We start from the raw sequence: 13,760 nt of genomic DNA on the forward strand, positions 1-13,760 counted from the left end.
TTCCCACCACGTGGCCCCGTCGCCGCGGAGTCAGGTCCAGTCGAAGGACATCTCGCCTGCGACGCCGAGGTGCTTGCACAGTTTGTGGATGCCACCGAAATCCTGGACCAGTGCGGATCGGCGGGTGTCGTGTTCGGCGTCGTCGATCATCGCCTGACCGCCGCCCAAGTCCATGAGTCCGACAATGGTGTGCCACGTCGAGTAGTCGTTGCTGCTGAATGCGGTCATCGCGTCGACGAGCCCGTCCAGGAAATGGCGGCGGTCGTCGGGGCTCAGGGTGTCGTAGACGACGCCGGCGATGTCGTCGGCGATCGAGGCGTGACAGTACTCGTCGCGGTTGTGGAGACGTACCGTCGCCCGGTTGACCGGCTGGATGACGTCGTTCTCGGAAATCAGGTCGAGGTAGGAGCTGATCGAGATCTCGGCCACCGTCATGAAGGCGAACGTCGTGATCGCCCGCTTCCTCGGGTCGGCGGCATCGGCAGTCGCCGCACGTTGACGGCGCAACGTCAGGACGTCGGGCAGGGCGTTGTTCGGCATCGCCCAACCGCGTTGCCTGCGCGTGACCGCGCTCGCGTTCAGGTGCATGAGGGTGTGGTACTGCTCGTCGACCATCGCCTGGTGGACAGCCACGGCGAACGTGTCTCCCAGTCCGGTGTCCAGGGCGTCGTGCGCGACGAGGTCGAACCCGGGATTGACGACGTACTGCTCGATGTCCATGACGTTCTTGTTGAAGGCGATCCAGGCCCACGCCCGGAGCCGGTTCCGCTGCTCCTCGTGCATGCAGAGGAACCGATCGTGATCGGCGAAGGGCAGCAACTCGTTCGGGTAGTCCTGCTTGTCGAGGTCGAACAGCGCGTCGAGGTCCGGTTCCGGCTTCTTCACGGTGGCCCGCTGTCCCCAGTTCCGGGCGAGCCGGGTCACCACGGCGCTCTCCACCGGATCCGCCGGGTCGTACTCCGGGAGCGAGGGAGTCTTCTGGGTCGTCATGACGAATCTCCGTTCCTGTCCCACGACTGCGGCTGTCTGTGAACGAGGTCGGTGAAGAGGTCGGCACACAGCCGGGCGAGGGGTTCGCTCCGGTCGCCGAGAGCCGATGTCGAGCGGGACATGAGTGAGGCGAAATCCTCCTCCGAGCCCTGCTCGACGGTTTCCGTGAGAGTGGTCAGCGCCGCGGCGAGCGCGCGGCGGGCCTCGCCCGCGAAGGGATTTCCCGCCTGGATGTCCCGGTAGACCTCCGGGACGCCGCCGCCGACCCGCGCGAGGAGCGCGAGCGACACGAGATGGGGAGGGGCCCCCACCGCGGTGAGTTCGGCGCCGTCGACACCGAGTTCGGCGAGCGCGAGGCCGAAGGCGAGGACGCCGGCGTGTGTCAGTGCCTGGGTCGCTGCCGTGAGCCGGTCGTGGTGTTCGGCGTCCAGGCGGACCACCGGCGACCCCCAGCCGGACAGCACCGACAAGAACCACTCGACCTCACGGCTGTGTCGGTAGGTCACCGCCGCGACGGGGCGGCCCTCCGGTCCGAGGGAAGGCGCGAACATCGGGTTGATGCCCACCGCGCCGTTGCGCAGCGCACTGTCACGCAGGGCGGCGTCGAATCGGGACTTCACGGACAGCGTGTCGACCAGCAGGGCGTGTTCGGGCAACTCGGCGACGACGAACGGAATCGCCGCCAGCGCGATGCTTTCGGGGATCGCCAGGATCACCGCATCGGCAGCGTTCACCACCGCCCGCAGCTCGGGGGACGGGTCGGTGACGTCGCCCTTCACCTGATCCGCGTCGGACCGGTCGGTGAATCGGATGTCGATGGTGCGCACCGTGTTTCCGTCGGCACGCAGCCGAGCCGCCAGCATCCGGCCGACATCGCCGGAACCGCCGATCAGCGCGACGGTCCGGGCGGATGCGGCCGGGACGTTCACGGCCCGATCTCGTTCGGCCGGTCTGCCGTCACGGTCAGGGCCCGCAACATGGTGGCGGCCTTGACCATCGCCTCGTCGAACTCCTCCTCCGGGTCGGAGAGTGCCGTGATCGCACCACCGATACCGAACGTCACCTCGGTGTCCGTGGCGACGATCGTGCGGATGACGATCGACAGGTCGGCCGTCCCCGTCAGAGAGAAGTAGCCGATGGAACCGGAATACACACCGCGCGGCCCGGACTCGAGCCGGTCGATGATCTCCATGGTCCGGATCTTCGGCGCGCCCGTCATCGATCCGCCCGGGAAGGCGGCACGAACACACTCGACGACGGAGGCATCGGCGCTGAGGGTCCCGCGCACGGTCGACACGAGTTGATGCACGGCCGCGTACGTCTCGACGTCGAAGAGTTTGGGAACGTGTACCGATCCGGGGACGCACACCCGGGCCAGATCGTTGCGCGTCAGATCGACGATCATGAGGTTCTCCGCGCGGTCCTTCTCGCTGTCGAGCAGGTCCTGCCGCAGCGCCGCATCCTTGGCCGGGGTGGCGCCGCGCGGGCGCGTCCCCTTGATGGGTTTGGACTCCACCACCCGGTCCGCACCGATCCTGAGGAACCGTTCGGGTGAGGCGCTGAGAACCGACAGTCCGGCGAACTGGAGGTACGCGCTGTACGGGGTGGGGCTGATGGAGCGCAGCAACTCGAACGTGTGCAGGGGATCGATCGACTGGTCCACCGTCGCCATGTTGGTCAGGCACACCTCGTAGGACTCGCCGGTCCGGATCTCTCCGAGCGAGGTCGCGATGTGTTCCAGGTATTTGTCGTGCTCGTGGCGCAGGGCGAGTTCGGCGGACTCCGGCTTCCGGATCGGCGACACCGCGGACGGCGCGTTGTCCGGCTCGGCCAGCCGATGCAGCGCCACCTCCATCTCGTCGAGCCAGCGGCGCAACTCGGGATCGTCCTGGTGATCGCTCAGGCACAGCGCGTAGGTGCGCTCGCCCGAATGGTCGATGACGACGGCGCGGTCGGCGAACACCAGCGCGGCGTCGGGGGTGGGCGACTTGTGGGTCGCCGTGCCGCCGGTCTCGGCCTTCAGTTCATAGCCGAGGTACCCCACATAGCCGAGGCCGAACGGCACACCCGGGAGGCCGGGCACCGACCGGGCCTGCAGTTGCCGCTCGAGGTAGTCGAAGAACGGTGCGTGCACCTGTTCGACCGGCAACCCCTCGCGCGTGATTCGGACGATCGATTCGCTGACGTCGTACGTGATGTACTCGGCGCGAGGGCCGGAACAATTACCCATGATGGTGAATCGCGAAGTCGGTTCCGATGCCGACGTCCCGTCCAGCCAGAACGCGTTGGGCCCGGACGCGAAGAGGTCCTCGAATGTGGTGCGGGGATCGACTTCGTGGTCGACGCGCACCTGCTGGACCACATACGGCGCGTGGGGAATCGGGATTCTGAGCATGGAACCGTGCGTGGGTGTCCCGGAATGCGTCTGGGTGAGGTCGCGAAAGTTCGCGAGCAGTTCGTGACCGAACGCGGTGCTGATCGATTCGGGGTGGAACTGGACGCCCCACAGCGGGCGGGTGCGGTGGCGGACGCCCATCAGCAGGCCGTCGGCGGTCCAGGCGGTGGTCTCGAGGTCCTCGGGGAGGTCCTCGACGATCAGCGAGTGATAGCGGACCGTCGGGAACGGTGACGGAATGCCGGCGAACAGTTCGGATCCGTCGTGTTCGACGAGGGACACGCGACCGTGCATCGGTTCGGGGGCGAGAACCACACTGCCCCCGAACAGCTGGCACAGTCCCTGATGACCGAGGCACACACCGAGGACGGGGAGTTCGGTCTCCGTGATGATGCGTGCACTGATCCCGAAGTCTCGTTGCCGCTCCGGGCGTCCGGGGCCGGGGGAGATGACGATGTTGTCGAAGTCGGACCAGGGGATCGAATCCCACTCCACATCGTTGTGCACGACCGTGGGGGGTTCACCGTTCACCTCGGCCAGCAGGGTGAACAAGTTGTAGGTGAAGGAATCGTAGTTGTCGACCAAGAGCGTCCGGGTACTCATCACGACTCGACATTCGCAGAGGGCACGGAACTGTGACGAACGTGGTGGTTGTCACGGTGGTCGTGGTGTCCGTTGTGGTGGGGGCCCTCGTCTGCGGGCTCCGTGTTGATCACGAGGTCCTCGAGTCTGCAGGTCTCGGCGATGAGAAGGTCGTAGAGCGCATCGAAGAACTCCGGGGACAGTGAGTGGCTGTCCGCGTACTGTCGCGCCCGCTCGTGGACGATGTGGATCCGGCCGGGCTGCATCATGGCGATGTGCTCGCGTCGCTTCAGTTCGCCGATGCGCAGGCACACTTCCAAGCGCTGCCGGACTGCTTCGAGCAAGGTCGCGTCTACTGCGTCGAGTTCTGCGCGCAGCCCCTCGAGTGCCTGCTGCGCCGAGGCGTCAGAATGCTCTCCGGAATCGTCGCCGTTCCGCTGTCCTACGGAGAAGTACATAGTCGCCCCACTCACTCGATCGGCAGTAGCTTTCTCATCCCGACTATCGTGTGTCGTTGGTGGTTCGTTTCCATGAGCCTTCCGGATGGCCGGGAGGGCTGTGTTCGATCGGCCGAATACGAACCAGGTGGGTTATCACCCCCGGAGTCTCGATCTCAGGTTGAGACTTTGATGGACGGTTGGCTAACGTAACCTGAAGTCTATTTCCGCTAACTCAGGATACGAGGAATATGCGTATATCGTCGGCCGGTAGGGCTCTGTTGTTCGTACTGGCAGGCATCGTGATGCTGTGCGCTGCGGCACCAGCGGCAGCGGATCCCGTGGAAGCGGAACCCGCGCCCGTGGTCGATTCGTCAGTGCTTCCCGGGGCGAACGACTGGAGCTGTAGGCCAACCGCGGCACATCCGCGTCCCGTCGTGCTGGTGCACGGCACCTGGACCGGCATGTTGGGAACGTGGAAGGACCTCGCTCCGGCGCTCACCGCGGAGGGCTACTGCGTCTTCGCCCTCAACTACGGACAGGTCGCCGGTCTGACCGAGGGCAACATGATGCGCATGTTCGGCGGCGCCGACATCGCGGAGTCTGCTCAGCAGCTCGCCGGATTCGTCGACCAGGTCCGCACCACCACCGGCGCTTCGCAGGTCGACATGATCGGGCATTCGCTCGGTGGCACGGTGTCCCGCCAGTACCTGCGGTTCGACGGCGGCGCCGACCGCACGAACCCCGCGCTGAACAAGGTGCATTCGCTCGTCACGCTCGGTGCCACCAACCACGGCACCAGCTTCGGGGACGTCCAGTCGCTCGGTGCGGTCGCGCAGGCACTGGGTGTGCCGGTCATGACGCTCGCCGGTGTCGCGGTCGGACCGTCCTACATCCAGCAGATGGTGGGCTCGCCCTTCCTGCAGCTCCTCAACGCGGGCGGCGACACCGACCCGGGCATCGAGTACACGGTGGTCGCCAGTCGCAGCGACACCGTGTCGACCCCGCCGGAGAACACGTTCCTGACGGCCGGTCCGGGGGCCGTCGTGCACAACATCTGGCTCCAGGACGGCTGCGACGCGAACACGGCCGAACACAACCAGCTGACCACCGATCCGCGCGCCGTGTACATCATCCAGCGGGCGCTGGACCCCACCTACGGAGCGCGCAACCCCGCACCGTGCTGACCGGGCGCCGGGGATCGGTGGTGCGGGTCAGTCCCAGATGCCGACCTCGTCGAGATGCGCGACCAGTCGCTGGGCGCCGTCGATGAAGTGGGCCTTGTTCTCCGCACCTACCACGTCGGCCTTCCCGTCGGCGAGGGCGGCGACGAGACGGCGATGGCTCTCGACCGCTGACTCGCCCCACGCCGGATCGGACGAATAGAACTGCACCGGGGTGTACCGGGTGGCGCTGAGCAGGAACCACGACAGTTTGCTCGCGTCGGCCAGCCGGTTGATGACCCGGTGGAACGAGAACTCGAGATCTTCGATGCGGTCGGCGTCGCCGTCCTCGACGGCGCGTCGCAGCTTCTCGTTGATCGCGGTCAGCTCCTCCACGGCCTCCGGGGTGGCCGACCGACTCGCACGGACCGCGAGTTCCTCGGCGATCTGCCCCTGCAGCCAGAAGAGGTCGTGGATGTCGTCCCGGCTGAGCGGTGCGACCACGTACCCGCGGTGGGGAACCAGTTCGACGAGTCCCTCGCCGCGCAGGGTCAGGAGCGCCTCACGGACGGGTGTGACGCTGACCCCCAGGTCCGCCGCGGTCTCGTCGAGCCGGATGAAGTCACCCGGGCGAACGCCCCCGGACATGATCAGGTTGCGGACGTGCACGGCGACGTCGTCCGACAACTGGGGTCGGCGGCGCAGGGTGCGGCCCGCTGGGGATCGTGACACGGAGGGCGATGCCATGGAGAACTCCTTCGATGCGGCAAACCAGCATAAACCGCAGGGGGTGATTACAAGCCGTAGGTCTTGCCGATGATGTCGCGCTGAATCTCGTTGGTACCGCCGTAGATGCTCGAGACGATGGTGGAGCGGACGTGCTTCTCCATGTCGAACTCGGTGGCGTAGCCGTACCCGCCCATCATTTGCATGCCCTCGAGCGCGACCTTCTTTGCCGTCTCCGTGACCTTCAGTTTGGCCATCGACGCCTCGCGGGCCAGTATCTTGTCCGGGTTCGCGTCGACGTCCTTGGCGACGCTGTAGACGAGCAGCTTGCAGCACTCGATCTCTGTCGCGAGATCGGCGATGCGGTGGCGCAGCGCCTGGAACGATCCGACGGGGCGCCCGAACTGCTTGCGCTGGGTGACGAAGTCGAGGGTGTCGGCGAACGCACGCTGCGCGGTGCCGAGCATCATGGCGGCGAGGATCAGGCGTTCGAAGTTCAGGCCGGTCATCAGCTGGCGCCAGCCGTTGCCGACCTCGCCCACCACCGCGTCCTCGGGCAGGACGCAATCGGTGAAGTAGAGATCGTTGACCTCCTTGCCACCCATCGTGTCGATGCCGCTGATCTTCAGCCCGGCGGTATCCGCCGGGACGTGGAACATCGTGAGGCCTTCGTGCTTGCCGTCGCCGCGCCCGGTGCGGGCCACGAGCAGGATGTTGTCGGCGAAGTGCGCGTTGGAGCACCACGTCTTCTGGCCGTTGATCACCCAGCCGTCGGCGGTCTTCTCCGCGCGGGTGCTGAGGTTGCCGACGTCGGAACCGGCTTCCGGCTCGGACATCGAGATTGACTGTGACCGGCCTGCCACGATGCCGCGCAGCACGACGTCCTTCTGGGCGTCGGTTCCGAACTTCGCGTAGGCGCCGCCCGTGATCAGGGTGGGACCGATGCCGCCGATGGGTGCCATCCCCTTGGCGGCCTCCTCGAGCAGGATGCACATGTCGACGTGGCTGGCGGCCGAGCCGTCGTACTCCTCGGGAATGGTGATGCCCAGCCAGCCCAGCTTCGCCATCTTCTCGTAGAGGTCCTGATTGTGGTTGTGCTCGCCGTGATTCGTCAGCCTGTCGCGCTGCTCGCGGGTGCCGCTCTCGCGCTTGCAGAAATCGGCGATCGCCGCCGCGAAGTCCTTCTGTTCACTGGTGAATTCGACGCTCATGTCCGGGGGACTCCTCATGGTTGATTCGGCCGGCGAATCGGTCGGCCGGAGGTGACTGTGTGGGGCTTGCCGCGATCGGGTCAGCCGCATACTGTGATGTCCACTACATTACATCACATCACATATATTTGATGTGATCTCGAGGGAGGACATCGACCATGCCACAGCAGGCGGAGACGACCGAGACGACGGCCGGCGAGCAGTCCGCAGCCCGGACTGAGCAGGCGCCGAAGACGTTCGCGTCCCTGGACCCGCGCAACGGCAACGTCCTGGCCGAGTACCCGATCCAGGAGGAGCAGGAGGTGCGCGACGCCGTCGATGCGGCCCGCGCGGCCGCGCAGTGGTGGAACGCTCTCGGGTTCGACGGCCGCAAGCAATGGCTCCTCGACTGGAAGAAGTCGATGGCCCGGGACGGCGAGCAGCTCGCCGCGCTCGTCGCCGCCGAAACCGGCAAGCCGTACGACGACGCGCTCCTCGAAGTGATGCTCGCCATCGAACATCTCGACTGGGCCGCGAAGAACGCGGGCAAGGTCCTGAAGCGGCGGAAGGTGCCGTCGGGACTGGTCAGTGCGAACCAGGCCAGCAGCGTCGGATACGAGCCGATGGGTGTGGTCGGTGTCATCGGGCCGTGGAACTACCCCGTGTACACCCCGATGGGGTCGATCTCCTATGCGCTGGCGGCGGGCAACACCGTCGTCTTCAAACCCAGCGAGCTGACCCCCGGGGTCGCGGTGTGGCTCGCCGACAAGTGGAAGGCGCTCGTCCCCAACCAACCCGTGCTGCAGGTGGTCACCGGAGACGGGTCGACCGGCGCGGCCCTCGTCTCGGCCGGGGTCGACAAGATCGCCTTCACCGGATCTGCCGCCACCGGCAAGCGCGTCATGGCCGCGTGCGCCGAAACGCTGACCCCCCTCGTCGTCGAGGCGGGCGGCAAGGACGCCATGCTCGTCGACGCCGACGCGAACCTCGACGAGGCGGCCGGCTTCGCGGTGTTCGGCGCGATGGGCAACGCCGGACAGACGTGCGCCGGCGTCGAGCGCATCTACGTCGTCGACTCGGTCTACGACGAGTTCGTCCGGCTGGTCGCCGAGAAGTCGAAGGTCCTGCGCCCCGGCCCTGGGGACGCCGCCTACGGTCCGATGACGCTGACCAGCCAGTCCGACGTCGTCCGCGGCCACGTCCAGGACGCGCTCGACAAGGGCGGCTCCGCGGTGGTCGGCGGATTGGACTCCATCAAGGACGGCTACGTCGGGCCGATCGTGCTGACCGGCGTTCCCGAGGACAGCACCGCGATCCGCGAGGAGACGTTCGGCCCCACAGTCGTCATCAACAAGGTCGCCAGCCTCGACGAAGCGGTCACGAAGGCCAACGGCACCTCGTTCGGGCTCGGCGCGTCCATCTTCACCAAGGATGCGACGAAGGCGATGCAGGCTGCGGGGAAGCTCAGGGTCGGTGTCGTGACGATCGGTTCGGTGCTCGGGTTCGCCGGCGTGGCGGCACTGCCGTTCGGCGGGGTCGGAGATTCGGGCTTCGGCCGCATCCACGGCGCGGACGGTCTGCGTGAATTCAGCCGGGTCAAATCCATCGCCCGGCAGAAGTTCGCGGCTCCGCTGAACCTGCTCACCATGCAGCGCAAGTCGCGGGACATGAAGATCTCGGCCTGGATGTTGAAGAACCGGCACGGACGCTGATCACACGGCAGGAGGGTATCCACATGCTGATGAAGACCAAGCGCGCCGACACCGGCGCGCCGGGCGGGGTTTCGCGGGGCAGGCACGGCTGGCAGCGGCGCATCGAGGAACTCGACCCGGTCCGGGATCACCAGGAGATCCATAGGATCACGGCCGGCTACGAGTTTCCATGGGACTACCAGCGGTCCCTCGAGTTCGCGCTGTTCCGGACGTACTGCGTCCCCACCATTTCGGAACTGCTGCAGCGCACCGGTGAGTTCGAGAAACGGCCGCAGAAACGGTACGACGACACCGCACTGCTGATGGCCGAACTCGTCGAACACGGCTACGACTCCGAGCGCGGCGTCGAATCGCTGCGCGTCGTGAACCGCATGCACGGCAAGTACGACATCGACAACGACGACATGCTGTACGTTCTGACCACCTTCATCTACGAGCCGATCGACTGGATCGACCGCTTCGGGTGGCGGCGGCTGACCCCGAACGAGCGTCTCGCGTGTTTCCACTTCTACCGTCAGGTGGGAATCCGAATGGGAATCAAGAACATTCCCGAAAGCTTCGAGGACTTCTACCGGTTCAAGGTCGACTACGAGCGGAGGCATTTCCGGTACACCGACGACAATCATCGCGTCGGCACCTACACGCTGAAGCTGTTCTGTTCCTGGTTTCCGGCGCCACTGCGGCCGCTCGTCGCGCAGGGGGTCTTCGCCCTCCTCGACCCGATGATGCTGTCGGCGTTCGGGTTTCCCGCCGCCCCGACCTGGCTGCAGAACGCGTCCCGCCGTGCGCTGGGGATCCGTGCGAGGTTCGTGCGCTTCCTGCCGCCCCGCAGGGAGTCCAAGGCTGCACGGGATCGGCGCAACCGGAGCTACCCCGGATATCCGAAGGGCTACCGTCCCCGTGATCTGGGAGCGGACAACGACAATCACCGCGGAGCCCGTCGACGGGCGGCATGACGGCTGTGTCCCTGGGCGATTCGTCCACAGACACGGCCTCAGTCGCCCAGCAGTACCGCCGTCATCAGGGTGTGGAGACGCGCACGCGACTCCTCGCGGGTGTCGAAGTGGACCAGTCGGCCGATGTCGAGAACCAGCCCCAGCGCTGCGTGTACCAGGAACCGTGCCTCCGGAGCCGAGAGTTCGGAGCGCACGGCGGTCATCAGGTGGACCCACTCCTCGACGTGCAGGCGCTGCACGTTGCGGAGACTGGTCCGCTCGTTCTTCGGGAGGTTCCCGATCTCCGCGAAGTACACCGACAGCACCTCCGGGTTCCCGAACGAGAGTTCCAGGTAGGACTCCGCGAGTTTGCGGAGCGCATCCTCGGGGCCGGTGGCGGTGGACAGCGCCGCCGAGGTGGCCACGGCCAGCCGGTCGGACGCGCGATAGAACACCGCCGCGAGAAGGTCTGCCTTGCTGGGGAAGTGGCGGTACACGCTCGACGCGTTGATGCCGGCCGCGGCGCCGATTTCTTCGATGCTCGAGTCGTGGTAGCCGTGCCGGTCGAAGATCTTCACAGCCTCGTTGATCAGCAACTCGCGCTTGGACGTCACCGCCAGGCCGCGTACCGCACCTACGCCTGCGATCCTTCCTTCGGTCGGGACGGCGGGCGGCAGTGTGGCGCGCAGGATCGATTCACATGCAGACTTCAGAAGTGCGTCGAGTCGGCGCGTCGCGAGGGTCGTGCGATGTGCGCTGATGCTCGCCATCACGCTCAGTGTCGACGCCCCCAGCGTCGTCGCGTCGGCGGGTGTGAGTTCGGGGCGCAGTTCCCGCAGGGGACCTGCCACGCACTGGGTGACGTGAACGAAGACGTCGCGGATGCGCGTGCGATCGTCGGCCTCGAGGTACCGGCCCTCCCAGCGGTAGAGCCCGGCGACCTTGCGGTTCTCGATGCTGATTGCGACGAGCGCGGAGATCAGATGGTCGAGTCGGTCTCCGGGCTCGAGGTCGGCGACGCCCCCCCGTGCGCTGTCCGCGGCTGCCTTCAGTGCGTCGGCAGTCGTGGTGGCGGCGTGCACGAACAGGGCGTACTTGTTGGGGTAGTGCCGGTAGAGGGCGGGACCCGAGATTCCGATGGTGGCAGCGATCTCGTCGACGCCGACCGCGTGGTAGCCGCGCTCGCTGAAGGCCTCGGCCGCGACGTTCGCGATCTGAGCCTTGCGATTCTTCGGGCGACGGCGGATCGGCCGCTCGGTGGCGGCACCGGCCGCCGTGCTGGTCCGAGCCACGGTTACCTCCAGTATTCGGCAGTCATCTGCCAGTTTAACCGGCCATCATCTTAACCGAGACTTTCGCATCGCCGGGTCGGCTGAGGGGCGCGTGCGGAGAAAGCATCACGCCACATTCTTGGAAAATGCCGGTGAATCTGGCTACGGATGTGTCATGGGGGGATTGACACGTCAGGAACGCACACAATAAGTTAACCGTAATTCGCATGTGGCCGCGGTCTCTCGACGGTCGTGCGCTCCTGGATGTCACATTTCGAACCATCGGAGGTAGCTGGATCATGAGTGCAACCCGGCAGGGCGGGCAGACGTTGATCTTCGACGTGATCAGAACCCCTCGTGGACGAGGCGATGTCGGTTCCGGCGACCGATTCCTCCCGCCGCGACTGCTGCTGGACAAGGCCGCCGCAGGCGGCACGTTCGACGGGGTGAACTGACATGAGGACGAAATTCACCGAGGCGTTCGGTGTCGACCACCCGATCGTCCAGGGCGGCATGATGTGGGTCGGCCGAGCCGAACTCGTAGCGGCCGTCGCGAATTCGGGGGCGCTCGGATTTCTCACCGCGCTCACCCAGCCGACACCCGAAGATCTCGTCGCGGAGATCGCCCGCACCCGGGAGCTCACCGACAAGCCGTTCGGCGTGAATCTCACCATCCTCCCGTCGATCAACCCGCCGCCGTACGCGGAGTACCGCCAGGCGATCATCGATTCCGGAATCGGCATCGTCGAGACCGCCGGCTCCAATCCGGTGGACCACCTCCCGCACCTGAAGGACGCGGGGATCAAAGTGATCCACAAATGCACGAGCGTGCGGCATGCGGTGAAGGCGGAACGGGTGGGCGTCGACGCGGTCAGCATCGACGGCTTCGAATGCGCAGGCCACCCCGGTGAGGACGACGTCGCGGGCCTGATCCTGATCCCGGCCGCCACCGGAAAGCTCACGGTCCCCGTGATCGCGTCCGGCGGTATCGCGGACGCGCGCGGTCTCGTTGCAGCGCTCGCACTCGGCGCCGACGGCGTGAACATGGGCACCCGATTCATGTGCACCGTCGAATCCCCGGTGGCACACGCCGTCAAGGAACAGATCGTCGCCCACACCGAACGCGACACCGAACTCATCTTCCGGTCCCTTCGCAACACCGCCCGCGTCGCGACCAACGCGGTCAGCGCCGAGGTGGTCGACATCGAGTCCCGTGGATGTGAATTCGCCGACATCCAGCATCTCGTCGCCGGAGCCCGGGGACGCACGGTGTTCGAAATGGGTGATCTCGACGCCGGTATCTGGACCGCGGGACAGAGCCAGGGCCTGATCGACGACATCCCGACCGTGCGCGAACTCGTGACCCGGATGGTCGCGGAGGCGGAATCGATCATCACCGGACGGCTCGCGCGCACGGTCGACTCGCGTATCGGAGCGGTGTCGTGACCGCCCCGGCGGTCGACGGGCTGCGCGTCGTCAACGAGGCCGGGATACTCCGGATCACGATTGACCGGCCCGACCGGATGAATGCCCTCGACCTGGCACACATGTCGGCGCTGGGCGACGTGCTCACCGCAGCTGCCGCGGACTCGTCCGTTCGTGTCGTGGTCATCGCGGGGGCGGGCAAGGCGTTCAGCACGGGAGCGGACCTCGCGGCGGCCGCCGCGGCCGGAGGCCGGGAAGCGCCCGCAGAGGTGGTGATGGACTCCGCCAACCGGGTGGTTCGCGCCATCGTCGAGTTGCCGGTTCCGGTCATCGCGCAGGTGAACGGGGCGGCCGCGGGGGTCGGGGCGTCCATCGCTCTGGCCGCCGATCTGACGTACGCCTCCGAGAATGCCTATCTACTCCTCGCGTTCGTCAGCATCGGGTTGATGCCCGACGGCGGTTCCAGCGCGCTGATCGCAGCGTCCATCGGCCGGGCACGGGCCACCCGGATGGCTCTCCTCGGCGAGCGCCTGCCCGCCGCGGAGGCGGAGCGGGAGGGCCTGATCGCGGGTGTCCTCCCTCCGGACGAACTCGCCGCGCACGTCGATTCCGTGGCGGCCCGGCTGGCTCGTGGTCCGAGGCGGGCCATCGAACTCACCAAGCGGGCACTCACCGCAGCGACCCTGACAGCTTTGGACGCCTCACTCGACCGCGAGAAGGCGGGCCAGGAGGAACTGCTGCAGGGCCCCGACTTCGTCGAAGGGGTCACCGCGATGCTCGCGAAACGCGCTCCGAACTTCCGGAGCTGATGCGAATTGCGGTTAACAAGACTGTTCCGATAGACGTCGAGATCTGTAATACTCGTCACAGCTCGGTGCGGGTCCGAACTGGCACACGGGCGCCGGGCACGAGTACAGCGAAGGGACCACCACCA

At 66.6% G+C, this 13,760-nt stretch carries 13 protein-coding genes; 6 read left to right on the forward strand and 7 right to left on the reverse strand.

Going from position 1 to position 13,760, the window contains the following annotated elements; all coding sequences use genetic code 11:
* Nucleotides 1-30 precede the first annotated feature (30 nt).
* Genes ACFVJ3_RS10075 through ACFVJ3_RS10090 form a run of 4 tightly spaced genes read right to left on the reverse strand, consistent with a single transcriptional unit; the run spans nucleotide 31 to nucleotide 4,425 of the window.
* Nucleotides 31-990 (reverse strand): diiron oxygenase, encoded by a 960-nt coding sequence (locus ACFVJ3_RS10075; protein ID WP_378451936.1) that lies wholly within the window; start codon nucleotides 988-990, stop codon nucleotides 31-33.
* Nucleotides 987-1,919: a prephenate dehydrogenase/arogenate dehydrogenase family protein gene (locus ACFVJ3_RS10080; RefSeq protein ID WP_378451937.1), complete on the reverse strand. Its 933-nt coding sequence runs from the start codon at nucleotides 1,917-1,919 to the stop codon at nucleotides 987-989. The genes ACFVJ3_RS10075 and ACFVJ3_RS10080 overlap by 4 nt, the downstream gene beginning before the upstream one ends.
* Complete coding sequence (pabB, locus tag ACFVJ3_RS10085; protein ID WP_378451938.1) at nucleotides 1,916-3,988, reverse strand: aminodeoxychorismate synthase component I; 2,073 nt, start codon at nucleotides 3,986-3,988, stop codon at nucleotides 1,916-1,918. Before pabB ends, ACFVJ3_RS10080 begins: the two co-directional genes overlap by 4 nt.
* Complete coding sequence (locus tag ACFVJ3_RS10090) at nucleotides 3,988-4,425, reverse strand: chorismate mutase family protein (RefSeq protein WP_378452076.1); 438 nt, start codon at nucleotides 4,423-4,425, stop codon at nucleotides 3,988-3,990. Before ACFVJ3_RS10090 ends, pabB begins: the two co-directional genes overlap by 1 nt.
* A 230-nt stretch (nucleotides 4,426-4,655) precedes the next feature.
* Here ACFVJ3_RS10090 and ACFVJ3_RS10095 point away from each other — a divergent pair, with 230 nt between their 5' ends.
* A complete protein-coding gene (locus ACFVJ3_RS10095) occupies nucleotides 4,656-5,591 on the forward strand; it encodes an esterase/lipase family protein (RefSeq protein WP_378451939.1) in 936 nt (311 codons plus the stop codon).
* 27 nt (nucleotides 5,592-5,618) lie between these two features.
* On the opposite strand, the gene ACFVJ3_RS10100 is transcribed toward ACFVJ3_RS10095, so the two are convergent.
* Nucleotides 5,619-6,314 (reverse strand): GntR family transcriptional regulator, encoded by a 696-nt coding sequence (locus ACFVJ3_RS10100; RefSeq protein WP_378451940.1) that lies wholly within the window; start codon nucleotides 6,312-6,314, stop codon nucleotides 5,619-5,621.
* A 47-nt stretch (nucleotides 6,315-6,361) separates the two neighbouring features.
* The gene (locus ACFVJ3_RS10105) at nucleotides 6,362-7,504 is read right to left on the reverse strand and encodes an acyl-CoA dehydrogenase family protein (RefSeq protein WP_378451941.1); all 1,143 of its coding nucleotides are present in this window, start codon (nucleotides 7,502-7,504) and stop codon (nucleotides 6,362-6,364) included.
* A gap of 158 nt (nucleotides 7,505-7,662) precedes the next feature.
* Here ACFVJ3_RS10105 and ACFVJ3_RS10110 point away from each other — a divergent pair, with 158 nt between their 5' ends.
* Nucleotides 7,663-9,195, forward strand: coding sequence for an aldehyde dehydrogenase family protein (locus ACFVJ3_RS10110; RefSeq protein ID WP_378451942.1), 1,533 nt, complete (start codon nucleotides 7,663-7,665; stop codon nucleotides 9,193-9,195).
* A gap of 23 nt (nucleotides 9,196-9,218) precedes the next feature.
* Nucleotides 9,219-10,151, forward strand: coding sequence for an oxygenase MpaB family protein (locus ACFVJ3_RS10115; protein ID WP_378451943.1), 933 nt, complete (start codon nucleotides 9,219-9,221; stop codon nucleotides 10,149-10,151).
* A 38-nt stretch (nucleotides 10,152-10,189) separates the two neighbouring features.
* Here the strand turns inward: ACFVJ3_RS10115 and ACFVJ3_RS10120 are convergent, their stop codons facing one another.
* Nucleotides 10,190-11,422, reverse strand: coding sequence for a TetR/AcrR family transcriptional regulator (locus ACFVJ3_RS10120; protein ID WP_378451944.1), 1,233 nt, complete (start codon nucleotides 11,420-11,422; stop codon nucleotides 10,190-10,192).
* Between the two features lie 278 nt (nucleotides 11,423-11,700).
* Here ACFVJ3_RS10120 and ACFVJ3_RS10125 point away from each other — a divergent pair, with 278 nt between their 5' ends.
* From ACFVJ3_RS10125 to ACFVJ3_RS10135, 3 genes are read left to right on the forward strand one after another with little or no spacing between them, the layout of a single operon-like run.
* Entirely contained in the window at nucleotides 11,701-11,856 is a 156-nt protein-coding gene (locus tag ACFVJ3_RS10125; RefSeq protein ID WP_378451945.1) for a hypothetical protein, read from the forward strand.
* Between the two features lies 1 nt (nucleotide 11,857).
* Nucleotides 11,858-12,847, forward strand: coding sequence for an NAD(P)H-dependent flavin oxidoreductase (locus ACFVJ3_RS10130; RefSeq protein WP_378451946.1), 990 nt, complete (start codon nucleotides 11,858-11,860; stop codon nucleotides 12,845-12,847).
* Nucleotides 12,844-13,635: an enoyl-CoA hydratase gene (locus tag ACFVJ3_RS10135; protein ID WP_378451947.1), complete on the forward strand. Its 792-nt coding sequence runs from the start codon at nucleotides 12,844-12,846 to the stop codon at nucleotides 13,633-13,635. Before ACFVJ3_RS10130 ends, ACFVJ3_RS10135 begins: the two co-directional genes overlap by 4 nt.
* Nucleotides 13,636-13,760 lie beyond the last annotated feature (125 nt).

Source organism: Rhodococcus sp. NPDC127593, assembly GCF_042671975.1.
Taxonomy (GTDB): domain Bacteria; phylum Actinomycetota; class Actinomycetes; order Mycobacteriales; family Mycobacteriaceae; genus Rhodococcus_F.

What these genes read in the sequence shown, in the direction of transcription:
- ACFVJ3_RS10075 (WP_378451936.1), bottom strand. Translation starts at nt 990, where the DNA reads ATGACGACCCAGAAGACTCCCTCGCTCCCGGAGTACGACCCGGCGGAT.
- pabB (WP_378451938.1), bottom strand. Translation starts at nt 3,988, where the DNA reads ATGAGTACCCGGACGCTCTTGGTCGACAACTACGATTCCTTCACCTAC.
- ACFVJ3_RS10090 (WP_378452076.1), bottom strand. Translation starts at nt 4,425, where the DNA reads ATGTACTTCTCCGTAGGACAGCGGAACGGCGACGATTCCGGAGAGCAT.
- ACFVJ3_RS10095 (WP_378451939.1), top strand. Translation starts at nt 4,656, where the DNA reads ATGCGTATATCGTCGGCCGGTAGGGCTCTGTTGTTCGTACTGGCAGGC.
- ACFVJ3_RS10100 (WP_378451940.1), bottom strand. Translation starts at nt 6,314, where the DNA reads ATGGCATCGCCCTCCGTGTCACGATCCCCAGCGGGCCGCACCCTGCGC.
- ACFVJ3_RS10105 (WP_378451941.1), bottom strand. Translation starts at nt 7,504, where the DNA reads ATGAGCGTCGAATTCACCAGTGAACAGAAGGACTTCGCGGCGGCGATC.
- ACFVJ3_RS10110 (WP_378451942.1), top strand. Translation starts at nt 7,663, where the DNA reads ATGCCACAGCAGGCGGAGACGACCGAGACGACGGCCGGCGAGCAGTCC.
- ACFVJ3_RS10115 (WP_378451943.1), top strand. Translation starts at nt 9,219, where the DNA reads ATGCTGATGAAGACCAAGCGCGCCGACACCGGCGCGCCGGGCGGGGTT.
- ACFVJ3_RS10125 (WP_378451945.1), top strand. Translation starts at nt 11,701, where the DNA reads ATGAGTGCAACCCGGCAGGGCGGGCAGACGTTGATCTTCGACGTGATC.
- ACFVJ3_RS10130 (WP_378451946.1), top strand. Translation starts at nt 11,858, where the DNA reads ATGAGGACGAAATTCACCGAGGCGTTCGGTGTCGACCACCCGATCGTC.